Raw genomic sequence first — 20,173 nt, 5'->3', positions numbered from 1 at the left:
ATGACCTATACGACTTACAGGTCCTGTCGGACCTATAGAATTAAATTATTTTACCGAGACCGACACCTTCGAGAGGGTGACTCTTCCCCGCTCAGTGTAGAGGGCCCGCGTTTTCGGGTCTGTCGACACCGGCAGCAGCCGCTTGATCTCCATCCCGAAATGCTCCGGGAAGAGGAGCGTTCCGGGCGCCACCTTCTTGCTCAATTTCACAGGCGCCTGGATCGCCGCTCCCCCGCCGTCGGCGGAGATCTCGACGACCTCTCCATCCTCCAGACCCAACCGCTCCCCGTCGTCGGGGTGCATCAACACCGCCTCTTTCGGGAAAAGACCCAAGAGCCCGCCGGCATAGGTCGACATTTTTCCGGAGTGGAAGAGAATCTGGCCGATCTGAAGGTCGAAATGCCCGTTCGACGCCGAAGGGGCCGGAGCGGCCACCCGTCGGGTCGCCGTCTGAGCATGTGCCGCAATCTTGGCGGCGATCCCCTCCGGCGAGGAAGCGGGCCATCCGGCCGGGAGCGCCATGACGATCTCTTTCCAGATCGCATCGGCGTCTTTGTATTGGAACGACTCCGCTCCAAACTTCTTTCCAAGGAGAGAAAAGATCTCCCAATCGGGCTTGGCATTGCCGAGCGGCTCGATCGCTTTCCGAACCTTCTGGATCTCCCCTTCGTGGTTGGTGAAGCGACCTTCCTTCTCGGCGTAGCTCGTCGCCGGCAGGACGATGTGCGCCAGCGCCGTCGTCTCATTCGGGAAGAGCTCCTGGCAGATCAACAGATCGAGCTTGCGCAGCGCCTCTTCCACCTTTTTCTGGGGAAGCGAGCGGAGCGGATTCTCTCCCACCAGGTAGAGCGCTTTGATCTCTCCCCGCGCCGCCGCGTCGATCATCTCGCTGAGGGTCAGTCCGCCGGCGGTCGGGGTCAAACCGGGAAGGTATTCGGTGACACCCCCCATCTCAACCGCCCCCTGCGCGTTGTTCTCCTTCGCCAGGGCGAGGATGCCTGCACCGGGCTTGTTGACCTGTCCGGCCAGGATCGCCAACTCGGCAAGCGCCACAACATTTTGGTATCCGTTTTCGCTTCGGGTGATCGCCCGACCGAAGAGCAACACCCCGCGCTTCGCCCCGGCGTAAAGGGACGCCGCCGCCCTGAAGACCGCCTCGGCAACCCCGGTCGCAGCCTCGATCTGCGCAAAGGAGATTCCGGCCGCCGACTGCTTCACCTTCTCGATAAAGGGGGCGGGCGCGGAAAGGGGGGCGCTTCCTTCGACCAGCGCTTTGGTCAGTCCGAGAATCGCCGCTCCCTCGCTCCCCATCTTGATCTGAAGATGCTGGGACGCCAGCCTCGGCAGGTGGCTCCGGTAGGCATCGCTCTGCCGGTTGAAGGCATCGACCGCGATGAGCTTCGCCCCCCGCTTCTTGATCGCTTCTTTCACTTTAAGACCGGTGATCGGGTTCGACTCGGTCAACTCCCCGGCAAATGCGAGCAGAACGTCGGCTTCGACAATGTCTTCATACCGCGCCAGCCGCGTCGTCCCGAAAACATCGTTGAGACCGGCGACGGCATTGATGTGGCCGTAGCGGGCGCCGCTGTCGATATTCGGGGTCCCGATGACCTTGCGCATCAGCTTCTGAAAGAGGTAAATCTCTTCATTGGTGCAATGGGGGGAAATCATCCCGCCGATCGCCTGCGGTCCGTATTGGGCTTTGATGTGCTTCAGACCGGCGACGATTTTGTCGGTCGCCCCTTCCCAGGTAGTCTGGAGCTGCCGATCTTGCACCCGGACCGTCGGACGGGTCAGCCGGTCTTCATGATTGATCGTTCCGTAGCCGAAGAAGCCGCGGGCGCAGAGGTCCCCTTCGTTTCTACCGGTTCCCAACTCCGAGCTGACCCGCTTCACGTCGTCTTTCACCGCCTCAAGCGTCATCAGACAGCCGTCGCCGCAGTAGTTGCAGATTGTCTCGGTCTTCTTCAACTGCCAAGGGCGGTAGTCGTACATCGCCAGCCGGCTGGTCAACGCGCCGACCGGACAGATCTGGATGCAGCCGCCGCAGAATTCGCAATCGAGCTCATGTTGCGCGAACGCGCCGATTTGGTGATGGCTCCCCCGGTCGATCGAGCCGAGCGCGTTGGAATCGATCACTTCATCGCAGTAGCGCACACACCGTAAACAGGAAACGCAGCGGTTCATCTCTTTTTCGATCAACGGGCCGAAATAGGTCTTCTCAAAAACCCGTTTGTCTTCGGTGAACCGGCTGGTCGTCGGAGAATAGGCATGGGCGAAATCTTGAAGCTGGCACTCTCCCCCCTGATCACATTCCGGACAGTCGAGCGGGTGATTGCCGAGAATGAACTCCATCACGCCGAACTGCGCATCTTTGACCCGGGGAGAGATCGACGAGACGATCATCCCCTCCGCCGCGGGGGTGCTGCAGGAGGTCTGAAGCTTCGGCATCTTCTCGACCTCGACGAGGCACATCCGGCAGTTGGCGTCGGGCTTCAGCTTCGGGTGGTAGCAGAAATGAGGGATCTCGATCCCCGCCCGCTTGGCCGCCTCAATAAGAAGGGTTCCCTTCTCGACCTCGATTTCGGCCCCGTTGAATTTAATTTTCACTTTATTGCTCATCAATGACCCCCCGCCATCGCCAACACCACGTTGGGACGGAACGGACAGCGCCGCTCCTGGATGTGGGTCTCGTACTCTTGTCTAAAATGCTTCAAGGTCGAGAGGACCGGCGCGATCTCCGCGTCGCCGAAGGCGCAGACGGTCCGCCCCTCGATCCGTTTGGAGAGACTGACCAGCAGGTCGAGGTCTTCCATCCGCCCCTGACCATACTCGATCCGTTGGAGAATCTTCAGCAACCAAGCGCTCCCCTCGCGACAAGGGGTGCACTTGCCGCACGACTCGTGATGAAAAAACTCCATCAGGTTCATCGCCGCCCAGATCATGCAGGTATCTTCATCCATCACCGTGACCGCTCCCGATCCGAGCATCGAACCGGCCTGCGCGATCGACTCAAAATCCATCTTCACGTCGAGATGTTCCTGCGTGAGAAACGGCGCCGACGCCCCGCCGGGGATGATCGCTTTCAACTGCTTCCCCCCTCGCATTCCCCCGGCGTGCTCGTAGATCATCTCCCGCATCGTGATCCCCATCGGGACCTCGTAGTTGCCGGGCCGATTCACATGGCCGCTGACGCAGAAGACCCGCATGCCGGCGCTCTTGGGGGTGCCGAGAGAGGCGAACCACTCCGGACCCCGGTTGATGATGTAGGGGATATTCGCCAGTGTCTCGACATTGTTCACCACCGTCGGCTTTTGATAAAGCCCGTGGGTCGCAGGGAACGGCGGCTTGGTTCTCGGCTTGCCCCGCTTTCCCTCGATCGATTCGAGCAGGGCGGTCTCCTCGCCGCAGATATAGGCGCCGGCGCCGCGATGGAGCACGACGTCGAGATCGAATCCGGTTCCGAAGATATTTTTTCCGAAGAGCTTCGCCTCGTAGGCCTCATCGATCGCCCGCTGGATGATTTCCGCCCCCAAATCGAATTCCCCGCGGATATAGACATAGGCATGGTGCGAGCCGATCGCGTAACAGGCGATCCCGATTCCCTCCAACATCTGATGCGGGTCGTTTTCAATCAATTGCCGGTCTTTGTACGTTCCCGGCTCGCTCTCGTCGGCGTTGCAGCAGAGATACTTGGGGCCCGGGTGGTCTTTTGGAATGAAGCTCCACTTCATTCCGGTGGGAAACCCGGCCCCCCCTCTTCCGCGCAGCCCCGATTTCTTGACGAGCTCGATCACTTCCGACGGCGGAATTCCCTTGAGGACCTTTTCGAAGGCGGTATAGCCGCCGGTCTTCCGATATTCATCGAGCGCTCCGGTATAACCGGGCTGAGCCATATTCTTCAACAAAACCAGTTCATATTTCGGCATCAGGACTTTCCTCCCAGCACCGGCAGCTGAAACGGCCCGGAGGCCATGGCACTTTTTCCCTCCCGCTTCAGATCGTCCAAGAGCCGGTCGACCTTCTCGGGGGTCAGGTTTTCATAATAACGGTTGTTGATCTGGACCATCGGGGCGGTTCCACACGAAGCGAGGCATTCGACCAATTTGAGGCTGAAGAGGCCGTCCGGGGTCGTCTCGCCGACCCTGATCCCGAGGCGGTTCTGAAGGTGCTCGATGATCTGGCCCGCACCGACCAGCGCACAGGAGAGGGTCTTGCAGACCTGAATGACGTGCTTCCCAACCGGCTTGAGATTGTAAAGGCTATAGAAGGTGGCGACATCGTAAACCTGGACCGGTGTCAGTTCCAGAAGCTCGGAAACGTCAACCATCGCCGCTTCAGAAAGATAGCCAACCTCTTTCTGAGCGATATGAAGCGCAGAAAGGAGAACCGACCGTTTGTCTGGATACTTCGGAAACTCCGCTTCAATGGCTGCTTTGGCTTTATCGGATAAGACTTTGAGTCTCATGTTCTTTGTTTCCCTTTACTCGAACGACCTTACCTGTCGCATTCTCCCATGACGATATCGTAGGTTCCGAAGATCGTGACGATGTCGGCAATCATATAACCCCGCGCCATGTGATCGAAGGCGCCCATATGAATGAACGACGGCGGACGAATGCGCAGACGATACGGCTTGTTCCCCCCGAGGCTCCGGATATAAAATCCGAGCTCTCCCTTCGGGGCTTCCGTCCCGCAGTAGACCTCCCCTTCCGGCACGTCGAACCCGCGGGTGGCGATCATAAAATGATGGATGAGACTTTCCATATCGGTCATAACTTTGTCGCGCGGAGGATAGGTGATCGTCGGGAGATTCGCCATGATCGGCCCCTGCGGGAGTTGGTCGAGACACTGCTTGACGATCTTGGCGCTCTGCCGCATCTCCTCGACGCGGATCCAGTAACGGTCGTAGGTGTCGCCGTTCTTTCCGAGCGGAACCTCCCACTCCACCTTGTCGTAAACCCCATACGGCTCGGCCTTACGAATATCATAGTTGACCCCCGAGCCCCGGAGCACCGGGCCGGTGAGGCCGAAGTTGATTGCATCTTCCGCCGAGATGACGGCGATGTTCTTGGTGCGGGCGATCCAGATCCGATTGGTCTCAAGAAGGGTGTTGTACTCGACGACTTTTTCCGGGAAGGTCTCCAGGAACTTGTACAGCCGATCGATGATCTCCGGGGTGAAATCGCGATCGACCCCGCCGACACGGTAGTAGCTCATCGTGAGGCGGGCGCCGCAGATCAACTCGAAGAGATCAAGCAGGACTTCCCGCTCCCGGAAGGTGTAGAAGAAGACGGTCATGGCGCCGATATCGAGCGCCTGCGTCCCCAGCCAAAAGAGATGGCCCGCCAACCGTTGCATTTCGGCGACGATCGTCCGTATATACTCCGCCCGCTCCGGCACCTGCACCTGGAGAAGCTTCTCCACCGTCCGGACGAAGGCGTAGTTGTTGGTCATCGCGCAGACGTAATCGAGCCGGTCGGTCAGGGGGATGATCTGGGGATAGGTCGAGTTTTCAGAGAGCTTTTCCACGCCGCGATGAAGGTAGCCGAGATGCGGGGTCGCCTTGATGATCGTCTCCCCTTCGAGATCGAGGACGATCCGGAGCACCCCATGGGTCGAGGGATGCTGCGGACCCATGTTAAGGAGCATGTCTTCGGTCCGCTTCACCCCCTTTTCGGCGACGAGGACCTGGTCGAAATCGTCATCATCATCGTACCGAACGACATCGGGCGGAGTGACTTCCATCTTCTTTTTCTGCTCAAGCTCTTCCATTACTACCCTAAAATAGCCCGCTTCTATCGCAACGGGCCGAATACCGATTGTTCTGTTTATGAGGGCATAAACTCAAAGGTGTCCCGCCACCCTTTTCCCTCCACCGGGAAATCCTTCCGGAGGGGGAAACCTTCATCGTAATCTTCGGTCATCAGGATGCGGCGGAGGTCGGGATGGTTGTTGAAGACAATCCCCATCATGTCGTAAACTTCCCGCTCCATAAAATCAGCCCCCTTCCAGATGCCGGTGACCGAGTCAATGGCGCAGTCTTCTTCGGGGACACGGGCCTTGATCCGGATGCGATGGTTCCGTTGAATCGAATAAAATTGGTAGATCATCTCGAATCGAAGCTCCTCGTTCGGGAAATCGACCGAGCAGATATCGGTGATCATGTCGAAGGAAAGGGCCGGATCGTCGTGAAGAAACCGGCAGATATCGACGATCTTCTCCCGCTTGACCGAAACGGATACCTCCCCGAGGGCCTCGATCGACCCGACGAAGGCGTCCGGAAATTTCTCCTGAATTTTTTGGGCAATCGGATGCATAATAACGTCTCTGTAGGGTGTAAACCAAGCGGCCCCTGACGATCTCAGGCGCGCCACCGGCGCGCCTCTACTTGGTGAAAACCTTTTGTTCCATGATTTTTTCCTGAAGCCGCAAGATTCCTGCAAAAAGGGCCTCAGGACGTGGCGGGCATCCCGGCACGTAAATATCAACCGGAACGAAGCGATCGACGCCCTGCACCACGCTGTAGCTGTTATAAATGTTCCCCGACGTGGCGCAGGAACCCATCGAAATCACATAACGCGGCTCCGGCATCTGATCGTAAATTCGCCGGATCACCGGAGCCATCTTACGGCAGACCGTTCCCGCGACAATCATCAGGTCCGACTGCCGGGGGGAGGCCCGAAAAACACCGGCCCCGAAGCGGTCGATATCATATCGGGAGGAGACGGAGGCGATCATTTCAATCGCACAACACGCAAGCCCGAACGTCATCGGCCACAAGGCCGATTTGCGAGCCCAGTTCACCAACGAATCGAGCGAGGCGGTCACGATATTCGACTCGAACTGCCGATCCATCAATCCCATTCGAGCGCTCCTTTTTTCCACTCGTAAAAGAACCCGATAATCAAGATAAACAGGAAGAACATCATCGCAAGAAATCCGGATAGGGGCAATTCTTTTAAAACGACGGCCCAGGTATAGAGAAAAACCACCTCGATGTCGAAGATCACGAAGAGCATCGCAATCATGTAATAGCGAAGGGGAAACATCTGGCGCGCATCGGTCAGGGGATGGATGCCGCTTTCATACGCGTAGAGTTTTTCTTTATAGGGTCTACTGGGACGAACGAGGTATCCGACCAAAATGGTGACCGCGCCGAAGCCGAAGGCAATGGCGATAAAGACAACAATGGGAAGGTAATTGGCCGGTAAAAGATCGGTCGACACCGTCGTCTGAAACCTCCAAAAAGACAGCAGGTTTCACATCATAAAGAAGAAAAAAATTAATGTCAAGAGCTTAAAAAAAGGTTTAAATTGGAGTCCGTCCAATGAAAGCCCGGGTGGGATATTTTTCCCCTGAATCAAGATTTTGAAGACCCGTCCCATCCGCTCCGGAGCCATCAGCTGCTTCATTGCGAGGAACTCTTTCTTCGCCTTTTCCGACCGATCCATCTCCATCGCGTACGGCTCCATTCGTTGTGCAATCCCGAGCCCCATGAGAAAATGGGTTTGATCGGTGAATCCGATCACGGAAAGCCCGGCTTCCTCTCCCGCTTTGGCCAGCGAGGTGAAATCGATGTGGGCGGTCATATCTTGCTCACCGACATGGTCGTAAGGATTCTCGTTGGTGGCATGCCGGTAATAACAGAGGAAGGTCCCCTTGGGACGGCGGGAGGTGTAGAGCATCTCCGCCGGATAGCCGTAATCGATTGTGACGACATAGCCTTGCGCCAGCGATTGTCCGACCCGGCGCATCCAATCGACCGATTGGAGATTGATTTCGATTTCGGTCGGTCGGTCGAACTGGATCTCGATATTTTTAAGGTAATCGAGGAGTCTCGGCGTGGAGGGGGGACCGAGTGTTTCGACAAAACGGTCGTCTTTCCAGACGACATAGATCTCTTGAACCACTTCTCGATCGATCTGAAGACGATGGACCGGCATCGCATCGAGCAGTTCGTTCGAGAAAAGCACCCCGACGAACCGGTCGGGAACCGCCTCTTCCCATCGAACCTGACTCGGGAAGATCGGCTTCAATCGCTTCATCTGTCGCTCCTTGAAAGCGGGGCTTTTTTCAACGATGATATATTGAAGCCGGCTGAAAAAGGAGGGGGCTTCCCGCTGAAAATAGCGGAGGATATCGAAACAGAGGCTTCCCTTTCCGGCCCCCATTTCGACCAGCGTATAACCCGATTCACCCTCCCCGAGGGGAAGAAGCATCTGATGGAATTGCTTGGCAAGAAGCTCCCCAAAAATGGGATGGACCGAGCTGCTGGTGTAATAATCTCCTTCGGGACCGATTTTCTCGCCGGGGGAAGCGTAGTAGCCGAGGGCGGGGTGATAAAGAGCCTCCTCCATGAAGCGGGAAAAGGGGATCGGCCCGTGTTTCACAATTTCATCACGAAGGAAAGCAATCAATTCGGGTTTGGGCATGGTCCTCACTCTACCGAAAAGAGCCGGAAGAATCAATAAGCGGGGCGTCCATCGGGGTCTGGCGATGCGACCGCAAATCGCCTATACTGCAAGCGTTTTGATTCATCGCCTCTTAGAAAAATGTTATAATGGCTTAAATGATCATTTTATTATTCTCCCTTCTCCTGCTCATCGCGAATCCCGCTCACGCTTCGGCATCCACCCCTCGATACGATATCGTGGCCGCCTACTCCGAAGAGGAACACCGGATTTACGGCTCGGAGAAAATCACTTTCACGAACACCGGGGACGAACCTCTCTCGGAGCTTTATCTCTTCCTCTATCCGAACCTCTATCTTGAAAGAGATCCGGACATCAATCAAAACCTGTACAAGCGGGCCTACCCTGTCGATTTTAATCCGGGGGAGCAGATCATCACCTCCATCCAAGACTTAAAAGGTCAAAACCTCCCCTATTTCCCGGAGCTTTTTAAAAAACGGATTCTGATGAAGATCCGCCTCCCCACCCCGATTCCTCCCGAACAGAGCTTCGAGTTTCTGGTTCATTTCATTACGGTTATCCCGAATAAGTATGGAATCTTCGGCTACAACCGAAATATCGTCACCCTACAAGGGGGGTGGCATCCTTATCTCCCGCAATTCTCCGAAGGGAAATGGGACTTTCTCCTCCCCCCCCCGATCAGCCGTTTTCGGATCCGTTTCACCTTAAATGAGCATCTTGACCTGCTTGCTTCCTCTCCACTCGAATTAGAAAGCCAGGAAGGAAGCGACGCGAGTTATTTATTGAAAGCCGATGCGCTTCCTTACTTTTCACTCTCGATCGGAGAGAAGCTCGCCAAAAATGAGAAAAAAATAGGCGAGGTCGATCTTGTCTATCATTTCCTTCCGCGAGATCGCTCTTATGCGGATCAGGCGATGAGAACGGCGCGAAAAGCGGTCTTCCATTTTCTGGAACGTTCCGGCCCGCTTCCCCCGACCCGTTTGCAGATGGCCGAATCATACCTTTACCAGGATCTCGTCAGCGCCGGTTCCAAACTCCTTTATATGAACAACCGGCTCTTTAAGGTTTTTCCGCTGCTGAAGCGGTTCCATGAAGCGAGCATCGCGAGAGGCATTTTCCTTCTCCTTTGGCGGGAGAAGCTTCCCTGGGAGGAGTCGTGGCTGATCGAGGGGATGGCCGATCTGGAATCGGAACAGTTCATGCGAGAACAATATGGAGCAAAACCAAGCCTTGAAAAGTGGCTCAAACCGATTTCTTTTATTCCAATCATCGATGAGATCCTCTATTCCAGGGATCTTCCCTTCCGGCAGACCTATTTTAAAGAAAGGGTCGCGCCCATCTTGAATGAAGATATCCAATTCTTCAACCATCCGCGCCCGGAGGGGACCACGATTTTCTCAAAATTCGGAAACCTCGTCGGCCATGAAACCGTCAAGCGGGCGGTGGAGGATTATAAGAAAAAGATTCAAGCGGGGGAGAAGATCCCCTTTAGAGAGGTCCTCTATCAGGTTTCCGGAAGAAAGGTGGATTGGTTTTTTGAACAATGGCTGAGGTCGAGTCCTGCGCTCGACTTTGGAATCGAGAAGATCGATCGGGAGAAGATTGATGAGGGCTACCGGACCACCCTGACCATAAAAAAACATGGAGACGGGATTGAGCCGCTCGAGATCTTGGCGGTTGAAAAAAACGGATCGCGGATCCCCCTTCTTTGGGAGGGGGATCAAGAAACACATCAAGAGGTCCTCATTACCCCCTCTCCGATCAGCGTGATCGAACTCGATCCCGACAAAGACTCAAGCGATCCCAATCGGCTGAACAACCGGGACCCGCGACTCTGGAAAATACTCCTGAATCGATATGGGGTCAGCTACAACTTCAATACCGGTACCCTCAGTTACAAAGCGGGCCTCCTCTTCCAGCCCGTTTACGACAACAAGAACAGGATCGGGTTCGAGTTTTCCCACAGGGAAGAGGGAAATGCCAGCCGGATCGAGTTCAGCCACATCTTCAAGAACAATCACACCCTCACGCTCGGCCTCTCTTATGAGGGCCCCCAGACGCCCAAAGACAAGCCACCAGAAGAGCCGGCCGGAACCGTTCACGTCGGCTACTCTCTTAGCTACCCGGATATCCCCCTCTTCGCGAGAGACTACATCCAGCGTTTAACGGGACGGTATCCTAAATTCAACATCAGCTTCGGATATGATCAGCGGTTTACCGGGGGCGAATATGAACACCTGGTGACAACGACGATCGATCTGCGCCGGGTCTTCTCCTTTTCCAACTACCACGAAATCGGAACACGGTTCTTTATCGGCCAAACCTTCGGAGATCTTTTTGAGAACAGCCGCTTTTTTTTGGGCGGGGATGATGGAATGCGGGGTTTCACGCCGTTGCGATTTGAAGGAGATAATATGGCGTTGATTTCGGTGGAGTACCGATTCCCCCTCCTCTACGATACCGATCTGAATCTGGCCGGCACCGCGCTGACCCACACGCTGCAGGGAGCGCTCTTCGCCGATACGGGAATCGTGACCGATTCAAGAAATGTTTTTCAGTTTACCGAATATAAAAAAGATGTCGGCGCGGGCGTTCGGTGGCATCTTGATTTCTTGGGTTTCTACCCGGCCACGGTCCGGTTCGACGTGGCCATTCCGGTCGGCGCAACCATCAAGGCGGAGAAGAAACCGCACTATTACCTCACCGCAGGGGTGCCTTTCTGAGGATTCGTTACTCGTTTGTCGTGAATCGTTAAACGTGGAAAGCAAGACGGTTTACGAATAACGTTTAACGAATATCGATTCTCTATGCAAGGAAGATCTTATCTCGCCCCATCACCTTTGCCTTGTACATCGCTTGGTCGGCGAGGCGGATCAGATCGGTCTTATTCTTGGCATGCTCCGGAAACCCGGCGATCCCGAAGCTGGCGGAAAGATGAATGGAGAGTCCCTCTCTTTTTAGAAACTCATGGGTGCGAATGGCGTTTCGAACGCGATGCGCGATCCGGGAAGAGGTCTCCACGTTGGTCTCCGGGAGAACGACGACAAACTCGTCCCCGCCATAGCGCGCGATGATATCGACCTCCCGAAGCGTTTTTCGGAGGATCTGGGCCACCTCGATCAAAACCTGACTTCCCATCAAGTGGCCGTATTGATCATTGACCAATTTGAAATGATCCATGTCAAGGAAGATCAGCGAGATACAGGAGCCGTAGCGCTGACATCGCTTGATTTCGATATCGAGCGTCTGGTCCAAAAATCGGAAATTGTAGAGGCGGGTCAGGTCGTCGGTCGTCGCAAGATCGGACATCTTCTGGTAGAGCGAGGAGCGCTCGATCGCCAGGGCCGCCTGGTCGACCAACTTTAACAAAAGATCGAGATCGTTCTGATCGAACGCTCTTCGGTCCGACCGGTTGATCATCTGGATCACGCCGATCACTTTCCGTTTGCTGATGATCGGCACGGAGAGGACCGATTTCACTTTTGTATGAGGATAAAACTCGCTTCGCTGGAATTGCGTCTCCTTCGAGAAATCGGTGATGAGCAGGGGAATTCCCTTCGCCGCGACCCAGCCGACCGGTCCCTCCCCCCATTTGTAACGAACCCCCTTGATCGACTTCGGATTGATCCCCTTCGTCAACTCGAAATAAAGTTCATCCTTCATCTCATCACTCAAGAGAAGCGACCACGATTCGCCTCGGACCATTTTCTGAGCGGTGCTCATAATGACCCGGAGCATTTTCTTTAGTTCAAGGGTTGAGGTGAGGGCCTTCCCGACGCTGATGAAATAAGCGAGCTCTCTCGTTTTTTGGCGGAGCTCTTGTTTTAGGCGGGCATTTTCTTGAGAAAGAAGGCGAAGAGGCGGGTCATTTGAAATAGACGTTTTGCGTGAAATAGATGTTTTGCGGCCTGATCGGATTTCGGTGTTTCTTTTCTTCACACTTATCTTCCGTGGCACTTCTTATATTTTTTCCCGCTCCCGCAACTGCAGAGATCGTTCCTTCCGATCTTTTTCTCGGAACGTTGAACGGTCCGAACCGGCGCCGAATCTCCCCGGTTCAGCTGCATCTCTTGCGCCTTGGGGAAAACCTGAGCGATCGGTTTCTTCTCCTCCCGCATCACTTGCACGCGCAGGAGATGCTCGATGGTGTCCCGCTTGATCCGGTCGATCATTGCGGAGAACATTTCGAAACCCTCCCGTTTATATTCGCTGAGAGGATCCTTCTGTCCATACCCGCGCAGGCCAATTCCTTCTTTCAGGTAGTCCATTCCAAGGAGATGGTCTTTCCAATGGGTGTCGATCATCCGCAAAAAGATTTGCCGCTCCAGATGCCGCAACAATTCAGAGCCGATCTCCGATTCTTTTCGGCTGTAGGCTTCCTCGACCCGCCGGACGATTTCCTCTTTCAGAGCCTCTCTTCCGACGGAAGGCAAACCCAATTCGTCTTTGGTGAAGGGGAGATTAAACTGGTGAGAGAGGGTTTCCAGAAGGCCGTCGGTATCCCATTCTTCGGGATAGGCCCCCTCCGGGCAATAGAGCCCCAAGATCTCATCGACCTGTTCTTCCCGGATCTCCTTCAGGTCCTCTTTGACCTGCTCACCGAAGAGGACCTCCCTGCGCCGATTATAGATAACGGTCCGCTGCTTGTTCATCACGTCGTCATATTCCAGCAGCTGTTTTCGAATGTCGAAGTTGTGCCCTTCCACCCGTTTTTGGGCGTTCTCAATGGCGCGGGTGACCATCCGATGCTCGATCGGAACCCCCTCCTCCATTCCAAGACGGCCCATTAAGTTGGAGATCCGATCCGATCCGAAGATTCGGAGAAGATCATCTTCCAGGGCAAGATAAAATCGTGAAGAGCCGGGATCACCCTGCCGTCCCGACCGGCCCCGCAGCTGATTATCGATCCGCCGCGACTCGTGCCGCTCCGTCCCGATGATGTGAAGCCCGCCCAAGGCGATGACCTCCTGTTTCTCGCTCTCGCATGTCTTCTTGATTTTTTCCTTCGCCGCTTCGAGGACCTGCGGCTCCGCGTCGGGATGTTGCGCATGATATTGCTTGAACAAGAATTCCGGATTGCCTCCGAGAAGGATGTCGGTCCCGCGTCCGGCCATGTTGGTCGCAATCGTCACGGCCCCTTTGCGCCCCGCCTGCGCGACGATTTCGGCCTCCTTCTCGTGATACTTCGCATTCAAAACCGCGTGGGGAACCCCCTTCCGCTTCAACAGAGCGGAAAGGCGCTCCGATTTCTCGATGGAGATCGTTCCCACCAAGGCGGGATGACCGGTCTTGTTCAACTCGATGATCTCCTCGACGATGGCATCGAATTTCTCTCGCTCGGTCCGATAGATGACATCGGAGAAGTCCTTCCGGATCATCTGTCGATTCGGCGGAATGATCAAGACCTCCAAATTATAAATTTTCGAGAACTCGGCCGCTTCCGTATCGGCCGTCCCCGTCATCCCGGCCAATTTCTTGTAAATGCGAAAATAATTCTGGAAAGTAATGGAAGCGAGGGTTTGATTCTCATTGGCGATCTTCACCCCCTCTTTCGCCTCCACCGCCTGGTGCAGGCCGTCGCTCCACCGACGGCCCGGCATCAAGCGACCGGTAAACTCATCGACAATGAGGACCTCGCCGTCCTTGACCACATAATCGACATCCGCCTTAAAAAGGGTATGCGCCTTCAGCGCCTGGAGCACATGGTGCACCAAAGACATGTTTGTGATGTCGTAGAGGTTGTCGACACCGAGCAGTTTTTCGACCTTGGCATTGCCCTCCTCGGTCAGGGTCGCCGTCTTCGACTTCTCTTCAATCGTATAATCCTTATCCTGTTTCAAAGAGGGGATGACCTGATTGACCCGATAGTAGAGGTCGGTTGAATCTTCAGACGGACCCGAGATGATCAGCGGGGTTCGCGCCTCGTCAATTAAGATGCTGTCGACCTCATCGACAATGGCATAATTCAATTCCCGCTGGACGAAACTCTGCGGGTCAAACTTCATATTGTCTCTGAGGTAATCAAATCCGAACTCGTTGTTGGTCCCATACGTCACATCCGATCCATAGGCGATCTGGCGTTCGCGATCGGTCGAATCGTGCTGGATGGTTCCCACCGTCAGTCCGAGGAATCGATAAAGCTCGCCCATCCATTGCGAGTCTCTTCTCGCCAGATAGTCGTTCACCGTAATCACATGAACGCCGCGTCCCGTCAGCGCATTGAGATAAACGGGAAGCGTCGCGACCAACGTCTTCCCTTCGCCCGTCTTCATCTCGGCGATCTTCCCCTCGTGCAGGGCCATCCCTCCCACAATCTGTACGTCAAAATGGCGCATCCCGAGGACCCGTTTCGATCCCTCACGAACCACGGCAAAGGCTTCCGGCAGAATGGCTTCGAGTCGTCTGGATAATTCTTCGTCGGTCGGCGTCCCCTCCGCAAGCTGTTGACGGAAGGCGGCTGTTTTCTCGCGGAGCCCATCGTCCGAGAGCGGGGAAATCGATTTCTCAAGCTCATTCACTTTGGCCACGACGGGCCAAAGCCGCTTGAGCTCCCGGTCATTTCTGCTCCCGATGACCTTCTTTAATAGAATATCTAGCATTGCAATTCCCTTAACCTAAGAGAGTACTTCTCAAAATGTTTTGATTATATCATAGAACATTCACCGTTACTATCTGCCCCCAAAAAAAAACCCCGACAAGAAGGTCTTGTCGGGGTTGAAACCGCTCCATTCTATTCCTTTATCACGTTGGCAGCCTGCGGACCCTTCTCACCCTGGATAATCTCAAACTCGACCGTTTGTCCTTCAGCCAATGTTTTGAACCCCTCCCCCTTGATCGCTGAAAAATGGACAAACACATCTCCCCCATCTTCCCGTTCAATAAAGCCATACCCCTTCTTTTCGTTGAACCACTTGACTTTCCCTTTCACCGCCATCTGACCTCAAACCCTCCTGCTGCCCATCTTGATCAGCCTCCCCGGCCCGAACCAGGATGGGGTGTTGATAATCCAGAGAGAAACCCGCGCAGTCTCTCCCCCCTTCAAAGAGAAGAACTTCTCCTTCCCTTGAGCTTTCTTAATTTAAAATATATCTCATTGGATTAACGGGTACGTCATTCACATAAATTTCATAATGGAGGTGAGGTCCGGTGGAGAGGCCAGTGCTTCCAACGTAAGCGATGACCTCTCCCCGCTTTACTTTTTGTCCGACTTTCACTGCTGCCTTCGCCAGATGGCCATAATAGGTGGTAATTCCATAACCATGATTGATCTTGACCAGCTTTCCGAGTCCACTATCAAATCCGGTGTAACTTACCACTCCGGCCGCCGGTGCGATGACAGGGGTATCCTGGCGGGATGCGATATCAATACCGTTGTGCTTACTCACTCTCCCGGTAAAAGGGGAGACGCGATTACCATAACCCGATGTCAGCCAACCGGTCGTCGGCCAGATCGAAGGGGTCGATGCCCACAAAGATTGGCGGCTCCGGACTGCTTCGGTCAATTCCTGAAAACTCTTTTCTTGCGCGATCGCTTTGGCCTGAAGATCTCCTAAATCGAGTTGAATCGACGTCATCAACTTTGAGGAATCGGGATGGGATAGACCGACCTCTTCCGGCCCGCCCAATCCCATCACCCCCACTTCTTTCCTCGGCCCGATGTCGGTAATGACGCGCAATTTCTGGTCCAACTCGATCAAACGGTTCATCTGATTTTTCAGATCATCAATACTCGTCAAAAAACTTTGGATTTGGATTTTTTGGGTTTTTGCCTCTCTTCGAAGGTCTTTTAGTTCGGTGATTTGGCCCAGCATTAAAAAGTATTGTACGAAAAAGCCGGCGAGAACTAATATGAGGACCGATGAAAACCCGATTAGATATTTGCAGGTTTTTTTACTGAGCGAGAATCGGTATGGTTCTGATGTGGGACTTGGGAGAATTACAACCGTATAGGAGTCGTCAGTCTTCCCCATTATCTCTCTCCTAAAAATTTGGCCGGGATGGTATCACAGCCATTTCCGATTTGTCAAGCTGGATATCCCCCGAAATCATAAATCCCGGGCCGTAACACGCTCTATCGCCTCTCCACAGCATTTAAATCTATCAGTTTTTAACCTCTTGTCAAGACAAAACTAAGATATTACTCCTAGTCAATTAACCCAAAATTAGATTTATTTTTTTGGGATACTTTTCTTTGAAACAACAACAATTACAATATGATATTCATTTAATGTTTTATTTCGACTCGAAACCGATTCACGCGAAGCGCGGTCTCTGGGGGTCATCCGCTTTTATCTTACCAAGGTGATGCCGAAATTAAGATACACCTGTGATTTATTTTTGAGAAATTTAGATTCCTTTTCCAGAATTCAAGGCAGGAGAAATATGTCACGGCCGGGTATTCCCTCGAATCCAATTGAGGTAGTCCGAAGATCCTTCTATCAGGGGGAGGGCGATAATTTCCGGCACGGAATAAGGATGGCGTCTTTTCACTTCTTCAGCAAGCCGGGCGAAGCACTCTCTTCTCGTTTTTAGGATCACCAGCGCTTCCTGCTCCTGAGATATCTTCCCCTCCCACGAGAAAATCGATGAGATCGGAGAGAAGATATTCGCGCAGGCGGCCAGTTTCATTTCAACAAGCGCCCGCCCGATCTTCTCCCCTTCTTCTTTGGAAGGGGCGGTCATCAGAACGACGATTTCATCCATAGGACAATTCGATTCGGCGGGAAAATAAACGGCGAGGCGGTTTCGTCGGCCCGGGTATCTTACTGCCGGGCGACCTCGTTCCCTCCTTTATAGACGGTCGGCGTGATGAAAATCAAGAGTTCATTTTGGATGTCTGTTTTTGTTTCTTTTTTAAATAACCAGCCTAAGATGGGAATCTTTGAGAGCCAGGGGACGCTCTTCTCTCCGTGCGACTCGTTACGGGTATAAATTCCGCCGATCACGACCGTCTCATTGTCTCCGACTAAGAGATCGGTCTCAGCGGTACGTGTATTCAAAGGAGGGATGTTCTGGACCTGACGATTAAAATCGGGTTCTTTCTTTTCCGTTTTCACGTGGAGCAATATTTGATTGTCCGGTGTAATATGGGGCGTTACGGTGAGCTCTAGTTTCGCATCGATGACAGTGACCCCTGATGTCGTTGTGGCGCCGGCTATCGTCTCCGTCGAGGAGGTTGAGGTCGACAAAATCGAAGTTGTCGGTATGAGGATTTCGGTTCCACTGGAAATTTTCGCTTCTTTATTGTTTAAAGTGAGAACGCGGGGATTGGATAAGATCTTCCCTCGCCCAGTATCTTCCATTGCGGAAAGCTGAAGATCCAGTTGGAGGCTCGATCCCGCATTGGCGAAGGTAAAACCCAGCCCTCCGCCCGAGCCGACACCGACCGCCGCCGGGAGATTGACTGCAAAATTATTCCCGGATAGGCCGGCCCCTCCCGTCAGCGCGTTTGAACCGGTCGTCGAGGTCGTTCCCCTCGTCGCTCCGGTTACCTGGAACCGATCCGACTCGTACGCCCCTCCCCACTGGACACCCAACTCCCGCGCAAAATTCGAGTTCACCTCAACAATTCTTGCTTCAATCATGACTTGAGGGGTCTTGCTGTCGAGTTGTTTGACTACCTCATTAATTTTCGCCATGTTCCAGGCATAATCACGGACAACCAAAGCATTTGTTCGGACATCGACCGTAAGGCTTCCTTTTTTGGTCAGCAGCCCTTTCACGCTCTCCTGCATCTCTTTGGCACTCCCGAAATGGATCGGGATGATCTTCGTCGCAAGATCGGCCTCTCCTTCACCAAAAGGAGATTTCATCACGCGGATAATGTCCCCCTCCCGGAAAGAGGTCAAGTTGTTGATTTTCAAAATCGATTCGAGCGCCTCCTCGAACGTGACCTCCCGGAAGCTGAGGGTCAACTTCCCGTCAACATCGTCACTGATAATGATATTCAGGTGATTCTCTTGACCGAGGGCGCGAAGAACATCCTTCAACTCGGCATTTCGGAATTCCATCGAAAAGAGGGAATCATCCTTTTTAAGCGAGATGGACGCGCGCTCGGCCGCTTCCTGTGCATCCGCCCGCATCGCTGCGGGGACAAAAATCAGGAAGAGGGAAAAGTATATCGCCACATTGATGAGAGCCCCTCTAGGCCGGGCCGTGAAAAATGCGTTCATCGAAGATCCTCCGCATGTAAGCGTTCATTACTTCGCTAAAAATGAATCGACTTTCAATTCCATTATCTTAGAACCTTCTCTGAGAATCACCCGATCGGAGAGGATTTCTTGCACCATCATCCCTTCAATCCGATCCCCCAGACGAAGAATACGGTGATTGATGATCGCCGCCCCTTCCCCATCCCGATAGATGATCGCGCTCAAAGAAAATGCTTTTCCGGCATCGTTCTCGACACTGTTCAACAGCGCCTGCTCGGGCAGTGGGGCCGGAAGAATAAACGGATCCCTTCCCCAATCGGTCGCACGCTGCTTCTCTTCAAGAAAAGCGCGATTCATGTCGATCAACGAAGGAGCATTCTGGGCGGAGAAAACAGGCGAGGTGAGAAGGAGCGAACAAATAGACATGATGACAACGGCCATTTTCTTCATACGCCTCCTCCCTTATAAACCTGTAGGACCATCTCGGCGATGACGTCGGGACTGGTCTCGGCGGTTGATTCAATTTTGAGACGCTCGATCACAATGGGGCGCGGGAGACGCTCCAGCGCCGAAATATAATCTCCCAGATTGAAAAATCGGGAGCGGCTCTTGACCTGAATCTGCAAGATTTCATAGCCTTCTTTCTTTTCAGCCGGACTCGGTTTGAGCTCCATCAGTTGGACCTCCTTGATCCGCGCCTGCCGGCTGAGCTCTTCCAAAATCGTCGAAAGCGACGCATTCGAAAGGAGCAGCGCCGGCTCGGAATCAGAGGGATTGGCCGCTTCGGCTCTTCGCATCAGGACGGGGATCGTGGAGGAAAGCATCGAAATTTCTTGTTGAAGGGTTTTCTTTTGCTGATCGAGTCTCTGGCGCTCCGCCATCCTCGGCTGCAAGAAAAAGAAGACAAACGAATAAAGGAGCGCAAATAAGGTGGAGACGAAGAGAATTCGCTCTCTTTTTGATAACTTTGACCATTGTAATAGGGTCAGCGCGCTCATCTCATTCCCAATTGAACTTCCGGATCGACCTTCTTCAAGCGGGTGTTGATTGAGAAGTCGACCTTCCGCTCGGTATTCTGCCGTGAAAAATCAAGCAGCACATCTTGAAACATCCGGGAGGCTTCCAGTGAGGAGAGAAGATCGGTCACTTTCTGATAGGAGACCGCGAACCCATCGAAGCGAACCCCCTCCCCTGCATTGTTCTCAAATCCGGTGATCCATACCCCTTCCGGAACCACCCGGCTGACCTCGACCAACACCCTCGACCAGGCGATCCGCTCTTTTAAAATCGCCTCTTCCGTCAAGGCGCCCTCCCCGCGGGAGAGGGTCCCCGGGGCCAGCGCCGCCATCTGCTGCTCAAGTTGTTGGCGCTGTTGTAAAATTGCATCGACCTCTCTTTTAAGCAGGATCTGCTTCTTCTCCTCTTGAATATAAAATAGAATAAAAAGAACAAGGAATATCCCGGCCGAGGCGACCGCCCACTGCTTTTTGCGGGGGGTCCTTGCCTGGGCGGCTCCTTCAAGGAGATCCGGTTGAAAGAGGTTAATATGTTCTTTCATCATCCTCATCCGCCCGTTTCAAATAAACG

The 20,173-nt window shown here is 53.9% G+C and carries 18 protein-coding genes; 1 reads left to right on the top strand and 17 read right to left on the bottom strand.

Annotation, left to right across the window (positions count from 1 at the left end; translation table 11 throughout):
• Positions 1-45: 45 nt before the first annotated feature.
• From nuoG to MNODULE_RS18640, 8 genes are all read right to left on the bottom strand, one after another.
• The gene (gene nuoG / locus MNODULE_RS18675) at positions 46-2,622 is read right to left on the bottom strand and encodes an NADH-quinone oxidoreductase subunit NuoG (RefSeq protein ID WP_168062691.1); all 2,577 of its coding nucleotides are present in this window, start codon (positions 2,620-2,622) and stop codon (positions 46-48) included.
• Positions 2,622-3,929, bottom strand: coding sequence for an NADH-quinone oxidoreductase subunit NuoF (gene nuoF, locus MNODULE_RS18670; protein WP_168062690.1), 1,308 nt, complete (start codon positions 3,927-3,929; stop codon positions 2,622-2,624). The genes nuoG and nuoF overlap by 1 nt, the downstream gene beginning before the upstream one ends.
• Entirely contained in the window at positions 3,929-4,468 is a 540-nt protein-coding gene (gene nuoE / locus MNODULE_RS18665; protein WP_168062689.1) for an NADH-quinone oxidoreductase subunit NuoE, read from the bottom strand. The genes nuoF and nuoE overlap by 1 nt, the downstream gene beginning before the upstream one ends.
• 29 nt (positions 4,469-4,497) lie before the next feature.
• Positions 4,498-5,670, bottom strand: coding sequence for an NADH dehydrogenase (quinone) subunit D (gene nuoD, locus MNODULE_RS18660; RefSeq protein WP_168062931.1), 1,173 nt, complete (start codon positions 5,668-5,670; stop codon positions 4,498-4,500).
• Positions 5,671-5,831: 161 nt separating this feature from the next.
• Positions 5,832-6,320: an NADH-quinone oxidoreductase subunit C gene (locus tag MNODULE_RS18655; protein WP_168062688.1), complete on the bottom strand. Its 489-nt coding sequence runs from the start codon at positions 6,318-6,320 to the stop codon at positions 5,832-5,834.
• A 67-nt stretch (positions 6,321-6,387) separates the two neighbouring features.
• A complete protein-coding gene (locus MNODULE_RS18650; protein WP_168062687.1) occupies positions 6,388-6,867 on the bottom strand; it encodes an NADH-quinone oxidoreductase subunit B in 480 nt (159 codons plus the stop codon).
• Entirely contained in the window at positions 6,858-7,229 is a 372-nt protein-coding gene (locus MNODULE_RS18645; RefSeq protein ID WP_168062686.1) for an NADH-quinone oxidoreductase subunit A, read from the bottom strand. Before MNODULE_RS18645 ends, MNODULE_RS18650 begins: the two co-directional genes overlap by 10 nt.
• A 33-nt stretch (positions 7,230-7,262) precedes the next feature.
• On the bottom strand, positions 7,263-8,435 hold the full coding sequence (locus MNODULE_RS18640; protein ID WP_168062685.1) for a class I SAM-dependent methyltransferase: 1,173 nt from the start codon (positions 8,433-8,435) through the stop codon (positions 7,263-7,265).
• 137 nt (positions 8,436-8,572) lie between these two features.
• On the opposite strand from MNODULE_RS18640, the gene MNODULE_RS18635 reads away from it, so the two are divergent.
• Positions 8,573-11,158: a BamA/TamA family outer membrane protein gene (locus MNODULE_RS18635; RefSeq protein WP_168062684.1), complete on the top strand. Its 2,586-nt coding sequence runs from the start codon at positions 8,573-8,575 to the stop codon at positions 11,156-11,158.
• Positions 11,159-11,240: 82 nt separating this feature from the next.
• Here MNODULE_RS18635 and MNODULE_RS25310 read toward each other — a convergent pair whose 3' ends face one another.
• From MNODULE_RS25310 to MNODULE_RS18590, 9 genes are all read right to left on the bottom strand, one after another.
• A complete protein-coding gene (locus MNODULE_RS25310; protein ID WP_320412497.1) occupies positions 11,241-12,374 on the bottom strand; it encodes a sensor domain-containing diguanylate cyclase in 1,134 nt (377 codons plus the stop codon).
• Between the two features lie 2 nt (positions 12,375-12,376).
• Positions 12,377-15,034: a preprotein translocase subunit SecA gene (gene secA, locus MNODULE_RS18625; protein ID WP_168062682.1), complete on the bottom strand. Its 2,658-nt coding sequence runs from the start codon at positions 15,032-15,034 to the stop codon at positions 12,377-12,379.
• Positions 15,035-15,165: 131 nt separating this feature from the next.
• Positions 15,166-15,363: a cold-shock protein gene (locus tag MNODULE_RS18620; RefSeq protein ID WP_168062930.1), complete on the bottom strand. Its 198-nt coding sequence runs from the start codon at positions 15,361-15,363 to the stop codon at positions 15,166-15,168.
• A gap of 145 nt (positions 15,364-15,508) precedes the next feature.
• Positions 15,509-16,141 carry a M23 family metallopeptidase gene (locus tag MNODULE_RS18615; protein ID WP_168062681.1) on the bottom strand — a complete coding sequence of 211 codons (633 nt, stop codon included), beginning with the start codon at positions 16,139-16,141 and terminating at the stop codon, positions 15,509-15,511.
• Positions 16,142-16,820: 679 nt separating this feature from the next.
• The gene (cutA, locus tag MNODULE_RS18610; RefSeq protein WP_168062680.1) at positions 16,821-17,138 is read right to left on the bottom strand and encodes a divalent-cation tolerance protein CutA; all 318 of its coding nucleotides are present in this window, start codon (positions 17,136-17,138) and stop codon (positions 16,821-16,823) included.
• Between the two features lie 59 nt (positions 17,139-17,197).
• Positions 17,198-18,607 (bottom strand): type IV pilus secretin PilQ, encoded by a 1,410-nt coding sequence (gene pilQ / locus MNODULE_RS18605; protein WP_168062679.1) that lies wholly within the window; start codon positions 18,605-18,607, stop codon positions 17,198-17,200.
• 27 nt (positions 18,608-18,634) lie between these two features.
• Complete coding sequence (locus MNODULE_RS18600) at positions 18,635-19,036, bottom strand: hypothetical protein (RefSeq protein ID WP_168062678.1); 402 nt, start codon at positions 19,034-19,036, stop codon at positions 18,635-18,637.
• Complete coding sequence (locus MNODULE_RS18595) at positions 19,033-19,584, bottom strand: type IV pilus inner membrane component PilO (RefSeq protein ID WP_168062677.1); 552 nt, start codon at positions 19,582-19,584, stop codon at positions 19,033-19,035. The genes MNODULE_RS18600 and MNODULE_RS18595 overlap by 4 nt, the downstream gene beginning before the upstream one ends.
• Positions 19,581-20,147, bottom strand: coding sequence for a PilN domain-containing protein (locus MNODULE_RS18590; RefSeq protein ID WP_168062676.1), 567 nt, complete (start codon positions 20,145-20,147; stop codon positions 19,581-19,583). The genes MNODULE_RS18595 and MNODULE_RS18590 overlap by 4 nt, the downstream gene beginning before the upstream one ends.
• Positions 20,148-20,173: the final 26 nt, after the last annotated feature.

The organism is Candidatus Manganitrophus noduliformans, from assembly GCF_012184425.1.
In the GTDB taxonomy this organism is placed as follows: domain Bacteria; phylum Nitrospirota; class Nitrospiria; order SBBL01; family Manganitrophaceae; genus Manganitrophus; species Manganitrophus noduliformans.
This window is presented reverse-complemented; position numbering and strand designations above follow the sequence as displayed.